Genomic DNA, 19,507 nt, shown 5'->3' with positions numbered 1-19,507 from the left:
ATAATAGCGTCCTGCTAATAAATTGGACATTTTAATGAGCGATATTTGCGACGCTAACAAACTTAATCATCGATTCCGTGGCTACTTTCCTGTGGTCATTGATGTAGAAACAGCAGGCTTTAATGCACAAACCGATGCGCTGCTCGAAATTGCCGTCACCTTATTAAAAATGACCGAACAAGGCGAATTAGTATTAGATAAAACCCTACATTACCACATTGAGCCATTTGAAGGGGCTAACCTCGAACCAGAGGCACTAGCATTTAATGGCATCGATCCAAACAACCCACTACGTGGTGCCGTATCGGAAAAAGAAGCCTTTTTAGAGATTTTCAAAGAAGTGAAAAAAGCCCAAAAGGCCAGTGACTGCCACCGCAGTATTATTGTTGCCCATAACGCCGCTTTCGATCACGGCTTTGTCACCAAAGCAATCGACCGTAATGGCCTAAAACGAACGCCGTTCCACCCGTTTGCAACTTTCGATACCGCAGCGCTATCAGGCCTAGCGTTAGGCCATACCGTTCTTGCTAAAGCTTGTGGTATTGCGGGTATCGACTTTGATAATAAAGAGGCACACTCGGCGCTATATGATACTGAGCGAACTGCCGAGCTATTTTGCCATATTGTCAATAAATGGAAGGCGTTAGGCGGCTGGCCACTTGCAGTAGCCGAAGAGTCGCAATCCGACGGCGATGCGTGCTAGTCACAAGCACAAACAACAAAAAGCCGCTGTCAATTTACAGCGGCTTTTTTTCATACCACGATTGACTGCTAACGAAACACCGGGTTTTGCATATCCACATATTTGGCAATGACTTGCGATACAACCTTATTGTGTTTGAGTTGCCCTATCGCTTGATTAATTTGTGGCAACATATGCGCATGCTCTTTGCGCAATCGAATCACTAAATCGCCATCTGAATGCACTGCTGCCAATTCAACGTGCAGGCCTAACTGTTGCGACCAATAAAGCGCTGGTAAGTCGCCACTTATAATGGCGTCTATACGCTTTTTATGTAATGCCTTTATCAGCTCTCGTTCTGAGCTAAAATCAGCACGAACGAAGCGATCGTCATCATGATACAGGTAGCCTCTAACCGTACCTATGCGCTTATCATAAATTTGCTCAATATCTTGCCAATCAGCTTTATTCTCTTCAAGCACGACAATGCGCTCGACTATCGGCAATATCGCCTCAGAATGCACAAAATTAGGCCCCAAATCCTGATGACTAAACCAGCTTGGACTGACTACGTCAAAATCGAGCTCTCCCGTATCAAGTGCTTTATTGGTTCGATTAGGCGGAAGATTGATTTTCTCGATGTCGATATTGGCTTGGGTAAATATTCTTGGAATTAACTCGCCCATGATCCCAGGCGCTTCGGGATCGCCAATATAGTAGGGATACCAAGTATTCGAGGCATTCACATTATATTTTAGCGGCTGTGCATGTGCTTGAAATGATGACCAGCACAACACTAGCATCACAACCCATTTCAACATTTCTGCCTCCCTACAGCTGTCGCCCAATCAACAATCAAAACCATCAGGTGATACTACCAACATCGGCACATGGTACAGATGAACATGCTACCTTAATTAATAACATAACACCCCAATAGTACAAAAGTCTGCATTATGCTGCTAATAAGGGTCAAAATGAGCCAGATTAAGTGAAACCGACTAGACTATGAGAGTCAGACAATGATTGTCGGGCTAAAACGGATTTTGCTATCAACACCGTGCCACAGGGAGCTAGGCCGTATGAATATTACCCTACCAGATAGAGTTAAACTCCCCTTCGAGTTTGATGCTAAACAGTTAAAACAGAACTTAGATTTGATCACCTCAGCCCAATGGACTGATCACTTTGTGGCTGAACATTATCAGGGAGACTGGCAAGCGATAGCACTTCGCTGCGACGCCAACGCTCAACATCCAATTAAAATGATCTATTCTGACCCCACCAGCACCGAATTTAAAAACACACCCTACCTGCAACAAGCGCCGTATATTCAGGCGGTATTGAACCATTTTCGCTGCCCGATACTTAATGTACGGTTAATGAAATTGGCGGCACAATCTAATGTGTTAGAACATGTTGACCATGATTTAGATAGTGAACACGGTAAAGCTAGATTGCATATCCCTATCACAACAAACACTAATATAGATTTTAGGCTCAACTCACATTCAGTTCCCATGCATGCTGGTGAATGCTGGTACTTGCGATTGAGTGACCCTCATTCGGTCAGCAATGCCAGCGCCGAAGATAGAGTTCATCTGGTAATAGATGCTGAAATTAACCTTTGGCTCGCGACCCAATTGAAAATGCAGTAGCAAGATGTGATAGTTAGCTGTCCCCCTTAGCTTAGCTAATACCAATCAGTATAAACATTTAGTCACTCAGCGAGAGTTTAGCGGTTCTGAGGTAAGGTCCTTAAATGCTCCTGCATTAATGACATTCACCACATCCATGTGGTTTGCAACGAGTGAAGAGCATAGTTATTCTACGGTTAAGCTCGTTAACACAGCATCAGAATCGCTAAAACTCGCCATTCTGGCGCGTTTTGGCTGCCTACTTCTGCGTTGAATAATTTCACAAGGGAACAACCATGGTTTCAATCATTCGCCTTGAATTAGTTTGCCCAAAGCGCGCTGAGTAGATCAAATTCTTATACTGATTGGTATAACTAGCTTAAAAATGGGATTTCGCCCATAAAAAAAGCCGCATCTCTGCGGCTTAATTGTACATCGCTGGGACTCGAATTATAGCGAGTCAGCGTTGTCGTTTAGGTAAGATGCAACACCTTCTGGGCTTGCGTCCATACCTTTGTCACCTTTTTCCCAACCAGCAGGACATACGTCGCCATGCTCTTCGTGGAATTGTAGTGCGTCAACCATACGTAGCATTTCATCAACGTTACGGCCTAGTGGCAGATCGTTAACCACTTGATGGCGAACTTGGCCTTCTTTGTCGATTAGGAAAGAACCACGGAAAGCCACACCAGCTTCTGGATGCTCAACATCATATGCTTTACAGATTTCGTGCTTAACGTCAGCAACAAGTGTGTATTGAACTTGGCCAATACCGCCTTTGTCTACTGGCGTGTTACGCCATGCATTGTGAGTGAACTGTGAATCGATAGAAACACCAATCACTTCAACACCACGCTTTTTGAACTCATCCATACGGTGATCAAAAGCAATCAGTTCTGAAGGGCAAACAAAAGTGAAATCTAGTGGGTAAAAGAAAATTACCGTTGGCTTGCCTTTAATCGCTTCAGTTAGGTTAAAGCTATCTACGATTTCGCCATTACCAAGTACAGCTGCAGCAGTGAAGTCAGGAGCCGGACGGCCTACTAATACGCTCATTTTATATCTCCATCTATGGATTGAAAAACGATTTTTCGTTTTAAATATATTGGCATTATAGGCAGTGTTTAATCTTGCACAAGGGTTTTGCGATGAATATCACTCTTTTAAATAAATATTCATCGAACTGGCTCACAAATGCACCATTATCAGCCAACTTCGTCGCTAAACCCCTACGTAATACAGGGATTAGAGTTTGTGCGGCACTATCATGCCTATGGTGTTCAACAACATATTATTAGCACCGTGAGATATAAGTTTGACCAAGGCGTTACCTTTGGGCGCAGCATTAAAACATCTGTCTAACATGCGTTGATATATCTCATATAAATACGCTTGAAACTGGACATATTGTGCTTTTACTGGCAAGAATAGCCTCTTAATCAAACTAAAAATTAGAAAGTATAAATATATGAATGCTGTTGTTGTTGCCGTTTGCTTAATGCTGGGCCTGAGTCTTGCGCGAGTAAATGTTGTGATAGCTCTAACCATCAGTGCGTTGGTTGCGGGCTTAATGGGGGGCATGGATCTTCAACAAACTGTTGATGCCTTTAACACTGGACTCGGTGGCGGAGCACAAATTGCCTTGAGCTATGCGCTGCTAGGAGCATTTGCCGTTGCCCTCTCCCACTCAGGATTGACGACATTAATATCACAAAAAGTAATTGGTGCACTGGGCAAAGAGCAAAGCCAAACCAATATTAAGCGCGTTCGATGGTTACTGCTGTTCGCCATCCTGGCTATGGCAGTATCTTCGCAAAACTTGCTACCTATCCATATTGCATTTATCCCTATTTTGATTCCACCGCTACTGCATGTCATGTCAAAACTCAAACTTGATAGACGTTTGGTCGCGTGTGTGCTGACCTTTGGTCTAGTGACCACCTATATGATTTTACCCGTAGGTTTTGGCGGCATTTTCTTAAACGATATCTTACTTGCTAACCTTAATAGCAACGATCTTAATGCAGTGCGCGAACAGATCCCATCGGCGATGCTTATCCCGGCTTTGGGCATGATTTGTGGTCTACTGGTTGCGGTATTCGTCAGTTACCGTAAACCGCGTGAATATCAAGCCAACGATGTTGAAACTGAAGAACTACAGCAGCAAATTAGTGGCAAAAATATCGCTATCTCTCTAGTGGCAATTGCAGCAACGTTGGCAGTACAACTCTACACTGGCTCAATGATTTTTGGCGCGCTAATCGGCTTTATTATCTTTAGTTTCTCTGGCGCACTGAGCCATGTTGCTGATCAAGATATCTTCAACCAAGGCGTGCGCATGATGGCCAATATCGGCTTTATCATGATTGCGGCAGCGGGCTTTGCAGCGGTAGTTAAAGCGACTGGCGATGTCACCACACTTGTCGCCTCACTGAGCGACATCATAGGCGACAACAAGGCCTTAGCCGCTTTTCTTATGTTACTGGTGGGTTTATTTATCACCATGGGGATTGGCTCGTCATTCTCGACCATCCCTATTATTGCCACTATCTATGTACCACTTGCCATTACCTTTGGCTTCTCTGTGCCAGCAACGATTGCGTTGGTGGGAACCGCGGCGGCGCTTGGGGATGCAGGTTCGCCAGCCTCAGACTCAACACTAGGCCCAACCGCGGGTTTGAATGCCGATGGTCAGCATGACCATATACGCGACAGTGTTATCCCAACCTTTATTCACTACAATATTCCGTTATTGGTATTTGGTTGGATTGCAGCCATGGTGCTCTAAGCAAGTCAACGTTATTTAGCACGGTTTAGAGTCAACAAAAAAGGAGCCAACAGGCTCCTTTTTTATTTATCAATTTAGCGTGGGTTTCCCCATCATATTAATGGTTACTTAGTACCAAAAATCTTATCACCGGCATCACCTAAGCCTGGCAAGATGTACCCTTGCTCATTGAGGCAGCGATCAATTGATGCAGTGTATAGCTCTACATCTGGGTGTGCTTCTTCTAAAGCTTTAACCCCTTCCGGCGCAGCAACCAACACTAACGCTTTTATTGCGCTACAACCACGTTCTTTAAGTAGGTCAATGGTCGATATCATTGACCCGCCTGTTGCAAGCATAGGATCAACCACTAACGCCATGCGCTCAGGCATATTGCTGGCTAACTTTTCAAAATAAGGAACCGGCTCTAAGGTTTCTTCATCACGGTACATACCAACGACTGAAATTCTAGCGCTCGGGATATGTTCAAGTACGCCATCCATCATGCCAAGACCTGCACGTAAGATCGGTACCACTGTGACCTTTTTACCCTTGATTTGTTCGATTTCAACCGGGCCGTTCCAACCTTCGATGGTGACTAATTCTGTCTCAAAATCAGCAGTCGCTTCGTAGGTCAATAAGCTACCTACTTCAGCAGCTAACTCACGAAAACGCTTAGTGCTTACGTCTCCCTCACGCATTAATCCTATTTTATGACGTACTAAAGGGTGTTTAACCTCAACAACTTTCATCTTATTCTCCTGATGTATTTGGCGAGTTTTACCATCAAATTGAAGCAATTTTAGTAGATTTGTTCACAATGGAAAACATAAAGTTTTACAAACACACTAAATCGTGACCCAAGTCCTTTTGATAAATAGCAATCATCACTTTCGAGGCTGCGAACAAGCTGGTAGAATAGCGCCGCATAAAATCCAATAACGATGTACCCGAGAGGATCCTCCGTGAGCACTCCTACCCAGCTAAGCTATAAAGATGCAGGTGTTGATATCGATGCCGGCAACGCCCTAGTAGACAATATTAAATCTGCTGTTAAACGTACCCACCGTCCAGAAGTTATGGGCAACCTAGGTGGTTTTGGTGCTCTGTGTGAGCTACCAACTAAGTACAAACATCCAGTTCTAGTTTCTGGCACAGACGGTGTCGGTACCAAGCTTAGACTGGCCATTGACTATAAAAAGCATGACAGCGTAGGTGTAGACCTTGTTGCTATGTGCGTTAACGACCTGATTGTCGCTGGCGCAGAGCCACTGTTCTTCTTAGATTACTATGCTACTGGCAAGCTTGATGTAGAAACAGCGACATCAGTTGTCAATGGTATTGCCGAAGGTTGTGCCCAATCAGGCTGTGCACTTATCGGTGGCGAAACGGCTGAAATGCCAGGCATGTACGAAGGCGAAGATTACGATCTTGCAGGCTTCTGTGTTGGTGTTGTAGAAAAAGATGAAGTACTTGATGGTACAAAAGTGGCTGCAGGAGATGCGTTAATCGCATTGGGTTCTAGCGGTCCGCATTCAAATGGCTACTCGCTTATTCGTAAAGTTCTTGAAGTCAGTCAAGCGGATCCACAAACCTCACTTGAAGGTAAGCCGTTAATTGATCACTTACTTGAGCCAACTAAAATTTATGTTAAGCCGCTACTTAAGCTGCTAGAACAAAACGATGTACACGCAATGGCGCACATCACCGGTGGTGGCTTCTGGGAAAACATCCCTCGCGTACTACCAGACAACGCTAAAGCGGTTGTAAAAGGCGATTCTTGGCAGTGGCCAACAGTATTTAACTGGCTAATGGAAAACGGCAACATTGCAGAATTTGAAATGTACCGTACCTTCAATTGTGGTGTGGGCATGATCATCGCCCTACCTGAAGCACAAGTTGAAAGCGCACTCGCTTTACTTACCGCCGAAGGTGAAAACGCTTGGCTAATCGGTAGCATTGCCGCGCGCAATGGTGACGAAGAGCAAGTGGAGATAGTGTAATGCCCCAGTGCTATCGCGTATTAGTATTGATTTCAGGTAATGGCAGTAATTTACAAGCCATTATTGATGGATGCGATGATCACCTTAACGCTGAAGTTGTAGGTGTTATTAGCAATAAGCCTGATGCATATGGACTTGTTCGAGCTCACCACAGTGAAATCGATACCAGTTGTGTGATAGCGCATAAAGGCGAGTCTCGCGAAGACTACGATCTGCGCTTAAGTGCCGCCATTGAGAAGTATCAACCTGATCTTATCGTGTTAGCGGGCTTTATGCGCATTTTGAGTGACAAATTTGTCACTCAATACTTAGGTAAAATGATTAATATCCACCCATCATTGCTACCTAAATATCCTGGTCTGCATACTCACCAACGTGCCATCGAAGCTAAAGATGCTGAACATGGTGCCAGCGTGCACTTTGTTACGCCAGAGCTGGATTCCGGACCGGTAATTTTGCAGGCAAAAGTCCCGGTTTATGCCGAAGACGATGTCAATGTCTTGGCCGAACGTGTGCATGAGCAAGAACATGCCATTTATCCATTAGTGGTTAAATGGTTCAGCCAGCAACGATTGCACATGCGTGACGGTATTGCCTATTTAGACAATATCGCCCTCGATGAACGTGGCTACGCAGCAGACTAACTCGCGATACCGCTTTAATTAGCAACAAGATTTTAATGAAAAGGCACTTGAGCAATCAGTGCCTTTTTTATTGATGTTTCTAGGCATCAGACAACACATAACATCCCTGCATTTTCGTACATTAACAGTCGCTCAAATCAGTAAAATCTCTGGTTTTCGATACCAATCAAAAGCTAAAATAATCTTAAAACAGTAAAAGTCATTGTGTTTTATCGGTATTTGTCATTAGATAAAGCTCTCATGCTGCACAAACAGATGAACATAGAAGGTCCGATGAAAAATATTATTTGCGATATCGATGGTGTTTTACTGCACAACAATCAACTTATTCCTGGCAGCGATACTTTTATCCACCGCATTGTAGAGCAAGGCAATCCACTGGTCATTCTCACCAATTATCCAGTACAAACGGGTAAAGATTTACAAAACCGTTTGGGCGCAGCAGGTATTAATGTGCCCGAAGAGTGCTTTTATACTGCCGCCATGGCGACGGCTGACTTTCTTAAACATCAAAGCGGTAGCAAAGCCTATGTGATTGGTGAAGGAGCCTTGACCCACGAACTGTACAAGGCTGGGTTTACCATTACCGATATCAATCCTGACTTTGTGATTGTGGGTGAAACACGTTCTTACAACTGGGATATGATCCATAAAGCGGCACAATTTGTCGCCAATGGCGCACGATTTATTGCAACCAACCCTGATACCCATGGCCCTGCGCATAGCCCCGCTTGCGGCGCATTATGTGCCCCAATCGAGCGAATCACTGGCCGCAAACCATTTTATGTTGGTAAACCAAGCAGTTGGATCATTCGCTCAGCATTGAACCATATTGATGGCCATAGCGAAAATACAGTCATCATTGGCGATAACATGCGCACAGATATTTTGGCAGGGTTTCAAGCAGGCCTTGAAACTATTTTGGTTACCAGCGGTGTGAGTCAAATTAGCGACATCGACAAAGAGCCTTTTAGACCTAACCATATCTTTGATTGCGCCGGTGACATTGATATTGTCTAAGCCATAGAACGCAGGCAACCACACGGGCTTATCTGCGTTTCACCACTGATTTTTCACGTTAATTCCCTCACGCGCAATATTGCGTAACAATTTAGTAAACTGTGCACGTTGCATCATAGCAAGGTGTTCGGTCATGATAGCCTACAACCGCATAGACGGTGTCTACAGATAAAAATCGATAATTAAAAACAACAAAAAATAATAATATTTTACGGGAATAAACATGCGACATATTATACCTCTTTGCGCTGCAATGGTTGTCAGTGCATGCAGTCAAGGTAGCTCAGATACAGGCAGCGAACATTTCACTCCAAACTTTGATGAACAACGATTTAGAGATGATATCCAAATCCTCTCTAGCGACCGATTTGAAGGGCGCGCACCCACCACTCATGGTGAAAAACTCACTTTAGACTATCTGAGTAATGCTTTTGCACAAGCCGGGTTAGTCGGCGCCAATCAGGGCAGCTTTCTACAAGCTGTGCCTATGGTCAGTTATACCGCTTCTGAAAATCAGTCGATCACAATGGCGGGTATCGATTTAAGCTACCGTCAAGACATCGTACTGAGTAGTCGTCACCAAAATGAGCAGATTGACATTAGCCAGGCTCCGCTGGTGTTTGTGGGTTATGGGGTAAATGCACCAGAATATGATTGGAACGATTACCAAGGGATCGACATGAAAGGTAAGATTGCCATCATGCTCGTCAATGATCCTGGTTTCGCTCAGCCAGAGTTATCACGGTTTAATGGCAAAGCCATGACCTACTACGGCCGCTGGAGTTATAAATTTGAAGAGGCTAGCCGACAAGGTGCGTTAGGCGCAATTATCATTCACGACACCAAACCCGCATCGTACCCATGGTCGGTGGTAGAAAACAGCTGGACTGGCCCACAACAAGATTTAGTCCTCAGCCAAGAAGTCATGGATCAGCGTGTGCAGATCGAAGGCTGGATTCAGCTACCACAAGCCCAAGCCTTATTTAGCAAAGCGGGTTTATCTTTAGACACCTTAATGGACCGCGCCGCTGCTGCGCCGATCGCCATCGATTTGAACCAAACGGCCGACATTGCGTTTGCTAACAGTGCGACCTTTACCGACAGCTATAATGTGGTCGCGACACTACCTGGAAAAGCCGCTGCTGATGAACATGTATTGTTCACCGCCCATTGGGACCATATCGGCGTTGATGATAGCAAGCAAGGTGACAAGATATACAATGGTGCATTAGATAACGCCTCTGGTACTGCAGGCATTCTAGAAATTGCCCGTCAGTTTTCTCAACAAGCAAAGCAAGGCCACCCGAACGATCGCTCAATTACCTTTATAGCCACCACAGGTGAAGAACAAGGCTTGCTAGGTTCACGCTACTATGCTGCTAACCCTATTTACCCTATCGACAAATCTGTTGCCATATTCAATTTAGATAGCACCAATGTTTACGGAAAAACCAAGGACTATACGATTGTGGGTAAAGGTAAATCAGAACTTGAGACTTACCTTGAAGCCGCACTGGTAAGTCAAAATCGAACCGCTGTTAGTGAGAGAAATCCCCAATCCGGTGGTTTTTTCCGCTCAGACCACTTCAGTTTTGCACAAAAAGGGGTACCTGCAGTATTTGCCGGTGGCGGAACCCAGCCCATTGACGAGGCGACTGCAGCATATAAAGCGGAGATGAAGCAAAAAATGAAGGGCTGTTATCACAATGTCTGTGATGAATATCGTGCCGACTGGGATCTTTCAGGTGCATTGCAAGATCTCGCCATTTACTATCAAGCGGCGCATCAGCTTGCCAATAGTAGTGATTGGCCAGGTTATTACCCCGCTACAGAATTTCATCACCTAAGACCGGCCAAACAAGAGTAACGGGCTTAATGCCGACCCAATGTGATAAGCAGTATTGCCGATAAGCGAAATTATCACCTTTACAATAAGCGCCATAATGGCGCTTATTGTTTAATAATTAGCCAACCAATCAAAAGACAGCTCAAATTACTAAAATTATTAACCAAACAGCAGTTTTTTAAGTCACATTGATAAATAACCAATCAAGCTGGCAATCAACACCGAAAAATCAAATATACCCCAACAAATCCCACTAAAAATTATTGATAATACATTTTTGAAACCACAAAAATGGATTATCAATGCAAAATACCCTGTAAATACTCAATTTTTATCAATTTGATATTTGGCAATTGAGCAAAATGCTGTCACAGTAACAACCAATACAGATTTATAGAGTTTTGTTGGGAGTGCCATATGTGTTCAGTATTTTCTATCTTAGATATCCAATCAGACGCAGCACCGCTGCGCCAAGTAGCCTTGGAAATGTCCAAACTGCTACGCCACCGCGGCCCAGACTGGTCAGGTATTTATAGCTGCGATAACGCAATACTAGCCCATGAACGTCTAGCAATTGTCGATGTTGCTAACGGCGCGCAACCACTTATTAGCCAAGATGAACAAATCATTTTAGCGGTCAATGGCGAAATCTATAACCATAAAGAACTCAAAGCGCAACTTGGCGAAAAGTACGCCTACCAAACTAACTCAGACTGCGAAGTTATTTTAGCGTTGTACCAAGAGTATGGCGTAGACTTCCTCGATAAGCTGAACGGCATTTTCGCTTTTGTGCTCTATGACAAGAGCAAAGATGAATACTTAATTGGCCGTGACCATATGGGAATTATTCCGCTTTACACTGGCCGCGACGTCGAAGGCAACTTTTATGTCGCATCAGAGATGAAAGCATTGATGCCTGTTTGTAAAACAGTAGAAGAGTTTAAACCGGGACATTACCTAACTAAATCGGGCTACCAACACTATTATCAACGTGATTGGCAAGAATATGCTGCCGTAGCAGACAATGAAGCCAGTGTCGAACAGTTAAGAGAAGCACTAGAAGCGGCCGTGAAGCGCCAATTGATGTCTGATGTCCCTTATGGTGTGTTGCTTTCTGGCGGACTGGATTCATCGGTTATCTCAGCGATTACGCAAACCTTTGCCAAGCGCCGTATTGAAGATGATGGCGAAAGTAGCGCCTGGTGGCCACAGTTGCATTCATTTGCGGTAGGCCTCGAAGGAGCTCCAGATCTGGCCGCAGCGCAAAAAGTTGCCGATGCCATTGGCACGATTCACCACGAGATCACTTTTACCTTCCAAGATGGGCTAGACGCCATTAAGGATGTGATTTATCACCTTGAAACCTATGACGTGACCACTATTCGTGCCGCGACCCCTATGTATCTGATGGCACGTAAAATTAAGGCCATGGGCATAAAAATGGTACTTTCTGGTGAAGGCGCGGATGAGTTATTCGGTGGCTACCTGTATTTCCATAAAGCGCCGAATGCCCAAGCGTTCCACGAAGAACTGGTACGTAAGCTGGATAAACTACACCTATTTGATTGCTTGCGAGCAAACAAAGCCATGGCAGCTTGGGGATTGGAAGCCCGTGTACCTTTCTTAGACAAAGAGTTCATTGATACCGCAATGCGCATCAACCCTGAAGCGAAAATGTCAAAAGATGGCAAGATTGAAAAGCACATATTACGTCAAGCCTTTGAGCATAAACTTCCACAGGAAGTCGCTTGGCGCCAGAAAGAGCAATTTAGTGACGGAGTGGGATACTCGTGGATTGATGGTCTAAAAGATCACGCAGCAGAACAGGTTGATGATCTACAACTGGCTAACGCGAAATTCCGCTTCCCTTACAACACACCTGAAACCAAAGAAGCTTACTTCTACCGTGTGTTCTTTGAGGAGCATTTCCCATTAGCAAGCGCTGCAGAGACGGTACCCGGAGGGAAATCTGTCGCCTGCTCAACACCTGAAGCACTAGCATGGGATGAAAGCCTACAAGGCATTATTGACCCATCAGGGCGTGCTGTTCAATCTGTACACGAAAGCGCGTACTAACACCGCATATTATCTAAGCTGGCTGGCAATCGATTGTTGCCGCCAGCTTAGGTGATCATTTAGTCACTTTTTCCACAATCATATAGGCATGTAACTCTGGGTGTTGATCAAACTCCAAATGCCGCAATTGACACCCTAATGTATTAAACAGCCCAACAAAACCAGCGGTGCCCAAAGATGAGTAATACACTTGTTGCCCCATCGCATCATCAACATGTTCGCCCGCTTGCTCAGTGCCACCAAAAGAAAAAATAAACACCCCGCCATCCGTCAGGCTGTTTACAATATGGGTCAACACTTTAGCTTGCTCGGTTAACGGAACGTGCCAAATGCTATCCCAAGCGATAATCAAATCATATTGCTGCGACAGTGGTTGCAGACAAATGTCGGCTTGAATAAAGTCAACGTCAGCAAGCTCTAGTGCAATATGGCGTTGTTTGGCTAAACGGAGCATTTGCGTCGAAATGTCTAAACCTGTGACTTTAAATTGATGCTCATCGAGCAACTGACTAAATCGCCCAGTGCAACCACAACCAATATCTATTGCAGTTAAAAATTTCGTGGTCATCGGTGACGTTTGAGCTACAGTGTCGGTATCTCCATCGGCAGCACGACTAGCTAAGTCACTGGGTGACAGCTTAGTTTTGTGACTAACAAACCCGATAGCTTTATTTAACGCACTAAGGCCATTTTGATGATTAAAGCTATCTTTACTCCAAAGGTGAGTCAGTCGATCGTAAGCTGCGGCAATTTCAATAGGCTTCATGATCTCCCCGGTAAATTGCAGTTGAATTGAAAGGCCGTCATCACAGCCAAACCATGTTGATTGCTGCCATCTATCAAGCCTTTTTGACAAACTTAGCGGTAATTAATATCTCTCCCGCACCATCAACACGGCAATCAAGTTGATGATCTTTGCTATCGAATATTCGCCTTATCAACGCTTTGGTGCCAATCTTCAATCCTTGGGAGCTACCTTTTACCTTTAAATCCTTCGCCAGCGTCACTTTATCGCCTTCGGCAAGCAAAGTTCCATTGGCATCTTTGACCTGTATAAGCTCCTCTTCATCGCTCTCTAGTGGGTCCCATTCATGGGCACACTCAGGGCAGATCATCAGCTGTTGGTCCTGATACACAAACGCTGACTGGCAATGAGGACATGGGGGTAACGACATGAAATTTCCTATAAAAATAAAAACTAACTTACTGCAGATAACAATCACTAGGTGACGCATACCCAACCTAGCTCATCACTAATGTATGAGCCATACAAGCGGTATAAGGAGCACCATTGCCCCCTCAATTAAAATCTTATCTATTGATACCGCGCTGCGCTAATGAACTCACCAAACGATTCGCACCAAATAATAACGCTTGTGTAGTCTGCCGGCTCAATGTTATCCGCAATAGGCACGATAAAATTACTAAAAGTCTTCACCGGCCCGACATTGACCATCGTCGATTTTAAACGTTTGAAATCGGCTTCTGTTTCGACAAACTCTGGAGATAAGTACAAACGATAATCTGGCCCCGGTGCTAATGAGCCCAATAAAGAGATAGATTCAGCGCCTATCACAATTCGTCCCTCGCCCCAATGCAACATATCACTATCGACTAAATCACGCCTTAGTTCGGCCTCAAAGCGAACGTCACTCGCTAATTGTTGTATAACTTGATCTTTAGGAGCCTCAGGCGCTGTTAGAATAGGCAACGCATATATCCCAGCAGCAAAGCCCATCATGGCAATGATGGCATGACTGATAAGCAAGAGAACGACGACAATTGGCTTCATTTACTACGCTTTAGCAACAGGGAATTTAGTCAGTTAAAATAGCCCATTGCCAAAGCGATTTAAAGTGGCTTAGCACCAATATCGTAAAATATAAAGCTGACTTATGGCATTCGAATCAATGATACGATCTAAATGATGATTGGCTAACATTATTGTTTTCCGCCATGATCTGAATTTCCCCAAGCAATGATGCTGTTATCAGATTTTATAGCGGCAAAAGCACTCCCGCCTTCTCCCCGAGATGGAACAACATCAATCACTTCAGTCAATGCTGAACTCGCTTTAGCACACGAAACGAAATCGACTTGTTTTTCACACAAAGGGTCTCCACCATTGCTAGCATCACCCCAAGTGAGAACATTGCCACTGGCAGTTATCGCAGCAAAAGCTTGATTATTACCAACGATGGAAACCACATCGCTTAACTCAGCTTTTGCTGGAGAACAGTCGCTGAAAGGTGTATTAATGTCACAGTATGGATCACCGCCAGTGCTATCATTCCCCCAGGCGACGACCTTCCCGCCTTCTGTTATAGCTGCATAAGCTCCGCTATTTCCAGCAATGTCGGTCACCCCGACCAATTGACTTTGAACCTCACTGCTGTTTCCACCTTTGGTGCTATTTCCCCAGCTAACCGCACTGCCATCAGATTTTATCGCAACAAAAGACTCCCCATTGGTCACAATGTCGATAACGTTGGTTAATTCAGATGAAGCTGGCGTACAAAATGAAATAAAGCCATCATCACAATGTGGATCGCCACCATAATCCTTGTTCCCCCATGATATGACATCTCCTGATCCTGTTAGTGCAGAAAAAGCTGCTTCACTAGCAATAATATCAACAACATCATTAAGTTCACTTGCGACTGAACTTGCATCTCCTCCAGAGCCTTCATTACCCCATACAACCACGGTTCCATCTCGCTTTAATGCAGCAAAAGCACTTCCAGTTGCGGTAATGCTTATCACGTCATGAAGGTCACCACTCACAGCCCCAGAATCGCCACCATTATAGGGATTGCCCCATGTGATCACTGTTCCATCGAGCTTAATAGCTGCAAAGGCGCCCCCGCCATTGTTATAGCTTGCAGTGATACTACTAATATTCTCCAGAGTTTGACCTCCATTATGCGCCCCCCAGTCGCTAGCGCCCCAAAGCACAACCGTACCATCTTGTTTCATCGCTGCGAATGCCCCGCCATTAGTGGCGCTAGTTGTCACTATTTGAGACACATTGTTCAGATGACTTTTTATTTCATCATAGCCAACATCAAAATTCTCCATTCCCCAAAAATTAACACTACCACTCCCGTTAACGGTCGCAAATGCATCACTTATTGAAGCAACCTGAATCACATCTTTCGGTTCATTTGCGACTCCTCGACATGGAAAGCCGCAGTGTATGTTGCCTCCATAGTGCTCATTCCCCCAAGCAGTGATTGTTCCATCAGCATGCAACGCTACAAAAGCATTGCCATTTGAAGCTACTGTAGGTGGGGAATCGAGTGAAACTTCATTGTCTGAAGAATCATTACAACCCGATATGGATAAAACTATTGCAACACAACTTACTAAGCTGATTACTCTATGCATTTTCAATGTCCTTAGTACCAGTTACACCCCCACCGATATTAAACTGTTTAATTTTTATACATGTGATCCAGATCACCTTTGGTGTTTCAAATTGTATCAAAAACAATAAATTAGCTGTGCATAGCTTCACATCAGAAAATTGGTAGAGTAATGGCGGCAATAATCCTTCATCCAATTAAATTAAGCAGGATATTATTAGTATTGATGGGACTAACAGGTCAATTTTACGCTGAAATAATACAAGTGTTATCTATCTTTGAATCGCTATCTAACGAAGCGATTACACTGAGACATTATAAAAAGAAGCAATTATGGAGAACATCTATTCAGACTAAAGAGCTTAACAAGTCGTCATTGACAGCCAGTGACTAATACCAATCTACGTTTGATTCTATAAACCGTTCAATCTCTTTTTGGAACTCTTGTTCTCGATAAGCTTGTTCTATAGTTCTTTGCAGCTGTATATCTGAAATACTTAACTTATGCTTTCTACTCACACCAAAATAGATTAACCGCTGCTCTTGAAACTGATAAGGGTGTACTTTAAGTCGTTCTACAAATTGAGGAAATCGACGCTGTAAACTCGCGAGGGTAATTTCTGGGGCGATTAATAGATCGAAGCGTCCTTTAAGCAACATGTTCATCGCGATGTCGATGCTGTTGACCACGACTTTCCTAAGCTGTTTATCTTGGTCAAACCGTTCAAAGTAAAAAGTGTCACGTGAGACGCCAATGGTGTGTTGACGCAATGCTTGATATTGATGGATATCAGCGACGGTTAAATCACTGATAAATCGATAGGCGCTGTCGAGCCTAAATGGTAAAAAATGTGCATAAGTCATTCGCTGTGGCTGTTGAATCAAACCGGCGACCATGTCCACATTGCCAGTTTCTAACATACGTAGACAACGGGCAAAATTCGGGCTTTGCTCAATCACCAACTCATGATCTATCAACTGTGCGAACAGTCGTGCAGCGACCACATTCTCTCCGGTTACCTGCTCATCTTCAATGATCTGAAACGGCGGGTAATGATCAACACACAAGCGTAACTTGGGCGCTGCCCAAGCCGGAAAGTTAATCACCACTAGAAATGCTATCCAAGCGCACAGCCTCAAATTGCACAACTCCCCTGTCCTGTTCACGGTGAGAGCATGACTATTTTTGCATTAAGCTCATCACCAGTACTTGCTAACGATTAACCCTTTAACACTTTAACACTTTAAAATAATGTGGCTTATCAATGTCCGAAACCATCATGGTTACACTATCGACCTGTTGGGTGTACTCAGCTATAGCCTGATAGACAGTGTGCATTAGGTGTTGTTTTTGTTCAGAACTACGCCCCGGCATGATGGTAAGCTGGATATGAATAAAATGCCCTTCTTCAAGATGACCAACAAAGGCATGCGGCGCAGCATAACCTCGGGTTTTTACCGCTGCGGCTTCAAACAAACCGCTAGCAATAACACCGTGATGAATTTCATGGATAATTTGTTGCATATTAAACTGAGCTTGCATCGACTCAGCATACTCAACGACACAATGTGGCATAACACGCTACTCCGTCCATACGGCATACTCGTTGCCGTTGGGATCGCTAAAATGAAACCGTCGTCCACCGGGAAAATCAAACGTTGGCTTAGTAATACAACCATTGGCTGCTATGATTTTTTGCTGTGTTGCCTCTAAATCGTCACTGTAGAGCACGACAAGCACCGAACCTGACTCGGTTCGGGCTTGCAAACTTGAGTAATAAAATCCGCCATTTAAACCCGCTTCGGTGAAACAGGTATACTCTCGACCATAGTCAATAAAGCCCCATCCAAACACGGCTTTAAAGAAGGACTTTGTTAAGGCTAAATCTTGACTTGGAAGCTCTAGATAGTTGATTTTGTTATGCGCAGACATATTAAGGTTCCCACTCTATTTTCTATTTTGAGCATAGCAAGCTTTAGCCTAACTCGCACATTATTCACTCAGTAGTATCAACCTGAGCACACGGCATTTCGACACAGGCTATAGCTTGACTAAACCGGCAAATAAACCAATGAGACCACCAAAAACACCACCCCAAATGACCAGCCAGCCCAAATGCTCCTTTATCATTTGTTGTACGATCTCTTTGACTAATTGTGGCGTCAGTTCGCTAAGGCGCTGCTGGACAATCTCTTCAATCTTGCTGCGCATGTCATCCAAAACATCGGGCTGCTCGAGTTCATCTTTGACTAACTCATAAAACTTGTCACTTTGAGCAATCTCAACCAATGAGGCTTTCATCTTGTTAACGAAAGGCTCTTTTAACGGTGTGATAGCATCACTGCCACCGAACATTGCTAACATCCCGCCTAGCGATGATTGCTCGACAGTGACCACTAAAGCATCAAAAGCAGGGTCTAAATCGACTTTTTCAATCACTGGTGCTAAATCGATTTTCATCGCGCCCTCACCATTTTGACTTAAAAAACGATCAATATTCTCATTGGTAAAAAACTGCTCCATCATTAAATCAGCTATCGCTTGCTTAAACTGTTCAAAACGTGCTGGGATGACGCCAGAGCCATAAAGCCCTGGTACTTTCTCAAACAACATGTGCACTGCTAACCAATTGGTCAAAGCCCCAGAAAAGGCAAACAGACCAACGCTCAATACAAGCGGCTGTTGTAAAAAATAACCCACGGCAATACATAAAGCCGCAATAACGTTAGTAACAACACTTTTGTTCAATCTTAAATTCCCCAATCACCAAAAAAATAACGCCATATGTTACCACATGGCGTTATAGGTCTTACAAGTTCGCTTCGCTTGGTAAAGCGGAAATTTGATTAGGACACTGCGCACAATACCTCATCGAGGCTATCTATCTCGATCGGTAAAAATCCTGGGCTATTGAGCTTGTCACGTCGAACAGCAAGTACTTGAGTTTCATCGGCCAACTCCTTTGCCTTAGCAATTAATTGTTTCGCTATGCCTTGGCCACGAAACCCCGGATCGACATACAAATCATCAAAATACCACAGCGGTTTTAGCAATAAAGAGGAAAACGACGGGTAAAGCTGAATAAAACCGACCAACTGCTGCTCAACAAATGCCAGAAAAATCACACTATCATTTTCAGACAATCGTGCAGAAATAAACTGCTGGCTTAGTTCTAGGTGACTTGGCTGCCCAAGACTACAGCGATAGTCATCAAAAAGTGGGGCGAGCAACTTTAAATCTTCATCGATTGCGATGCGAAAAAACATATACCATCCTTGATAATAGTTATGGCAGCGAAAGCTACGTGAATGCGAACCTTATATCCTTTTTTCAACTTAACCTTAGCATAATAGTCATCGCAGTCTAATCATAGAATAGGTTGATTTTTGTACTAATTTATCAACAAAAAAAGCCATCATAAACTAGTGCAATAATGTTTGTCGACTACACTAAAGTCATCGGCTTT

20 protein-coding genes are annotated in these 19,507 nt (G+C 44.1%); 8 read left to right on the top strand and 12 right to left on the bottom strand.

All coding sequences use genetic code 11. The annotated features are described in order from the left end of the window. Positions 1-34: 34 nt before the first annotated feature. Complete coding sequence (rnt, locus tag FLM48_RS08755) at positions 35-703, top strand: ribonuclease T (protein ID WP_028773786.1); 669 nt, start codon at positions 35-37, stop codon at positions 701-703. 68 nt (positions 704-771) lie between these two features. On the opposite strand, the gene FLM48_RS08750 is transcribed toward rnt, so the two are convergent. Then, the gene (locus FLM48_RS08750; RefSeq protein WP_028773787.1) at positions 772-1,503 is read right to left on the bottom strand and encodes an ABC transporter substrate-binding protein; all 732 of its coding nucleotides are present in this window, start codon (positions 1,501-1,503) and stop codon (positions 772-774) included. A 261-nt stretch (positions 1,504-1,764) separates the two neighbouring features. On the opposite strand from FLM48_RS08750, the gene FLM48_RS08745 reads away from it, so the two are divergent. After that, positions 1,765-2,340, top strand: coding sequence for an aspartyl/asparaginyl beta-hydroxylase domain-containing protein (locus tag FLM48_RS08745; protein ID WP_256871096.1), 576 nt, complete (start codon positions 1,765-1,767; stop codon positions 2,338-2,340). A 429-nt stretch (positions 2,341-2,769) separates the two neighbouring features. On the opposite strand, the gene FLM48_RS08740 is transcribed toward FLM48_RS08745, so the two are convergent. After that, the gene (locus FLM48_RS08740; RefSeq protein ID WP_028773789.1) at positions 2,770-3,375 is read right to left on the bottom strand and encodes a peroxiredoxin C; all 606 of its coding nucleotides are present in this window, start codon (positions 3,373-3,375) and stop codon (positions 2,770-2,772) included. 412 nt (positions 3,376-3,787) lie between these two features. Here FLM48_RS08740 and FLM48_RS08735 point away from each other — a divergent pair, with 412 nt between their 5' ends. Next, positions 3,788-5,107, top strand: coding sequence for a Na+/H+ antiporter family protein (locus FLM48_RS08735; protein WP_028773791.1), 1,320 nt, complete (start codon positions 3,788-3,790; stop codon positions 5,105-5,107). Between the two features lie 104 nt (positions 5,108-5,211). Here the strand turns inward: FLM48_RS08735 and upp are convergent, their stop codons facing one another. After that, positions 5,212-5,838: a uracil phosphoribosyltransferase gene (gene upp, locus FLM48_RS08730; RefSeq protein ID WP_028773792.1), complete on the bottom strand. Its 627-nt coding sequence runs from the start codon at positions 5,836-5,838 to the stop codon at positions 5,212-5,214. A 213-nt stretch (positions 5,839-6,051) separates the two neighbouring features. Between upp and purM the strand changes: the two genes are divergently transcribed. The 5 genes from purM to asnB all read left to right on the top strand — a co-directional run bounded on the left by purM (position 6,052) and on the right by asnB (position 12,675). Beyond that, positions 6,052-7,089: a phosphoribosylformylglycinamidine cyclo-ligase gene (purM, locus tag FLM48_RS08725; RefSeq protein WP_028773793.1), complete on the top strand. Its 1,038-nt coding sequence runs from the start codon at positions 6,052-6,054 to the stop codon at positions 7,087-7,089. Next, positions 7,089-7,733 carry a phosphoribosylglycinamide formyltransferase gene (gene purN / locus FLM48_RS08720; RefSeq protein ID WP_179024381.1) on the top strand — a complete coding sequence of 215 codons (645 nt, stop codon included), beginning with the start codon at positions 7,089-7,091 and terminating at the stop codon, positions 7,731-7,733. The genes purM and purN overlap by 1 nt, the downstream gene beginning before the upstream one ends. A 273-nt stretch (positions 7,734-8,006) precedes the next feature. Beyond that, positions 8,007-8,753: an HAD-IIA family hydrolase gene (locus FLM48_RS08715; protein ID WP_028773795.1), complete on the top strand. Its 747-nt coding sequence runs from the start codon at positions 8,007-8,009 to the stop codon at positions 8,751-8,753. 223 nt (positions 8,754-8,976) lie between these two features. Then, positions 8,977-10,620: a M28 family metallopeptidase gene (locus FLM48_RS08710; RefSeq protein ID WP_179024380.1), complete on the top strand. Its 1,644-nt coding sequence runs from the start codon at positions 8,977-8,979 to the stop codon at positions 10,618-10,620. A gap of 396 nt (positions 10,621-11,016) precedes the next feature. Continuing rightward, positions 11,017-12,675: an asparagine synthase B gene (gene asnB / locus FLM48_RS08705; protein WP_179024379.1), complete on the top strand. Its 1,659-nt coding sequence runs from the start codon at positions 11,017-11,019 to the stop codon at positions 12,673-12,675. A 55-nt stretch (positions 12,676-12,730) separates the two neighbouring features. On the opposite strand, the gene FLM48_RS08700 is transcribed toward asnB, so the two are convergent. The 9 genes from FLM48_RS08700 to FLM48_RS08660 form a co-directional block, all read right to left on the bottom strand. Continuing rightward, positions 12,731-13,441, bottom strand: a complete 711-nt coding sequence (locus FLM48_RS08700) for a trans-aconitate 2-methyltransferase (protein ID WP_179024378.1) — start codon at positions 13,439-13,441, stop codon at positions 12,731-12,733. A 73-nt stretch (positions 13,442-13,514) separates the two neighbouring features. Then, a complete protein-coding gene (locus FLM48_RS08695; protein WP_179024377.1) occupies positions 13,515-13,850 on the bottom strand; it encodes a zinc ribbon domain-containing protein YjdM in 336 nt (111 codons plus the stop codon). A 140-nt stretch (positions 13,851-13,990) separates the two neighbouring features. Continuing rightward, positions 13,991-14,467 carry a DM13 domain-containing protein gene (locus FLM48_RS08690; protein ID WP_179024376.1) on the bottom strand — a complete coding sequence of 159 codons (477 nt, stop codon included), beginning with the start codon at positions 14,465-14,467 and terminating at the stop codon, positions 13,991-13,993. Positions 14,468-14,616: 149 nt separating this feature from the next. Continuing rightward, entirely contained in the window at positions 14,617-16,062 is a 1,446-nt protein-coding gene (locus tag FLM48_RS08685; protein ID WP_179024375.1) for a hypothetical protein, read from the bottom strand. A gap of 368 nt (positions 16,063-16,430) precedes the next feature. Continuing rightward, positions 16,431-17,180 (bottom strand): ABC transporter substrate-binding protein, encoded by a 750-nt coding sequence (locus FLM48_RS08680; RefSeq protein WP_179024374.1) that lies wholly within the window; start codon positions 17,178-17,180, stop codon positions 16,431-16,433. 88 nt (positions 17,181-17,268) lie between these two features. After that, positions 17,269-17,616 (bottom strand): 5-carboxymethyl-2-hydroxymuconate Delta-isomerase, encoded by a 348-nt coding sequence (locus FLM48_RS08675; protein ID WP_179024373.1) that lies wholly within the window; start codon positions 17,614-17,616, stop codon positions 17,269-17,271. Between the two features lie 6 nt (positions 17,617-17,622). After that, a complete protein-coding gene (locus FLM48_RS08670; protein ID WP_028773805.1) occupies positions 17,623-17,973 on the bottom strand; it encodes a VOC family protein in 351 nt (116 codons plus the stop codon). 108 nt (positions 17,974-18,081) lie between these two features. Continuing rightward, the gene (locus FLM48_RS08665) at positions 18,082-18,789 is read right to left on the bottom strand and encodes a DUF445 domain-containing protein (protein ID WP_179024372.1); all 708 of its coding nucleotides are present in this window, start codon (positions 18,787-18,789) and stop codon (positions 18,082-18,084) included. 98 nt (positions 18,790-18,887) lie between these two features. After that, positions 18,888-19,307 carry a GNAT family N-acetyltransferase gene (locus FLM48_RS08660; protein ID WP_179024371.1) on the bottom strand — a complete coding sequence of 140 codons (420 nt, stop codon included), beginning with the start codon at positions 19,305-19,307 and terminating at the stop codon, positions 18,888-18,890. Positions 19,308-19,507: the final 200 nt, after the last annotated feature.

It is taken from the genome of Shewanella sp. Scap07 (assembly GCF_013394145.1).
GTDB lineage: Bacteria > Pseudomonadota > Gammaproteobacteria > Enterobacterales > Shewanellaceae > Shewanella > Shewanella waksmanii.
The sequence above is the reverse complement of the archived record's forward strand: the minus strand, read 5'-3'. Positions and strand labels throughout refer to the sequence as shown.

What these genes read in the sequence shown, in the direction of transcription:
- FLM48_RS08700 (WP_179024378.1), bottom strand. Translation starts at nt 13,441, where the DNA reads ATGAAGCCTATTGAAATTGCCGCAGCTTACGATCGACTGACTCACCTT.
- FLM48_RS08685 (WP_179024375.1), bottom strand. Translation starts at nt 16,062, where the DNA reads ATGCATAGAGTAATCAGCTTAGTAAGTTGTGTTGCAATAGTTTTATCC.
- FLM48_RS08710 (WP_179024380.1), top strand. Translation starts at nt 8,977, where the DNA reads ATGCGACATATTATACCTCTTTGCGCTGCAATGGTTGTCAGTGCATGC.
- FLM48_RS08670 (WP_028773805.1), bottom strand. Translation starts at nt 17,973, where the DNA reads ATGTCTGCGCATAACAAAATCAACTATCTAGAGCTTCCAAGTCAAGAT.
- FLM48_RS08745 (WP_256871096.1), top strand. Translation starts at nt 1,765, where the DNA reads ATGAATATTACCCTACCAGATAGAGTTAAACTCCCCTTCGAGTTTGAT.
- FLM48_RS08690 (WP_179024376.1), bottom strand. Translation starts at nt 14,467, where the DNA reads ATGAAGCCAATTGTCGTCGTTCTCTTGCTTATCAGTCATGCCATCATT.
- FLM48_RS08660 (WP_179024371.1), bottom strand. Translation starts at nt 19,307, where the DNA reads ATGTTTTTTCGCATCGCAATCGATGAAGATTTAAAGTTGCTCGCCCCA.
- upp (WP_028773792.1), bottom strand. Translation starts at nt 5,838, where the DNA reads ATGAAAGTTGTTGAGGTTAAACACCCTTTAGTACGTCATAAAATAGGA.
- FLM48_RS08740 (WP_028773789.1), bottom strand. Translation starts at nt 3,375, where the DNA reads ATGAGCGTATTAGTAGGCCGTCCGGCTCCTGACTTCACTGCTGCAGCT.
- FLM48_RS08695 (WP_179024377.1), bottom strand. Translation starts at nt 13,850, where the DNA reads ATGTCGTTACCCCCATGTCCTCATTGCCAGTCAGCGTTTGTGTATCAG.
- FLM48_RS08715 (WP_028773795.1), top strand. Translation starts at nt 8,007, where the DNA reads ATGAAAAATATTATTTGCGATATCGATGGTGTTTTACTGCACAACAAT.
- FLM48_RS08735 (WP_028773791.1), top strand. Translation starts at nt 3,788, where the DNA reads ATGAATGCTGTTGTTGTTGCCGTTTGCTTAATGCTGGGCCTGAGTCTT.
- asnB (WP_179024379.1), top strand. Translation starts at nt 11,017, where the DNA reads ATGTGTTCAGTATTTTCTATCTTAGATATCCAATCAGACGCAGCACCG.
- FLM48_RS08750 (WP_028773787.1), bottom strand. Translation starts at nt 1,503, where the DNA reads ATGTTGAAATGGGTTGTGATGCTAGTGTTGTGCTGGTCATCATTTCAA.
- rnt (WP_028773786.1), top strand. Translation starts at nt 35, where the DNA reads ATGAGCGATATTTGCGACGCTAACAAACTTAATCATCGATTCCGTGGC.
- FLM48_RS08675 (WP_179024373.1), bottom strand. Translation starts at nt 17,616, where the DNA reads ATGCCACATTGTGTCGTTGAGTATGCTGAGTCGATGCAAGCTCAGTTT.
- purN (WP_179024381.1), top strand. Translation starts at nt 7,089, where the DNA reads ATGCCCCAGTGCTATCGCGTATTAGTATTGATTTCAGGTAATGGCAGT.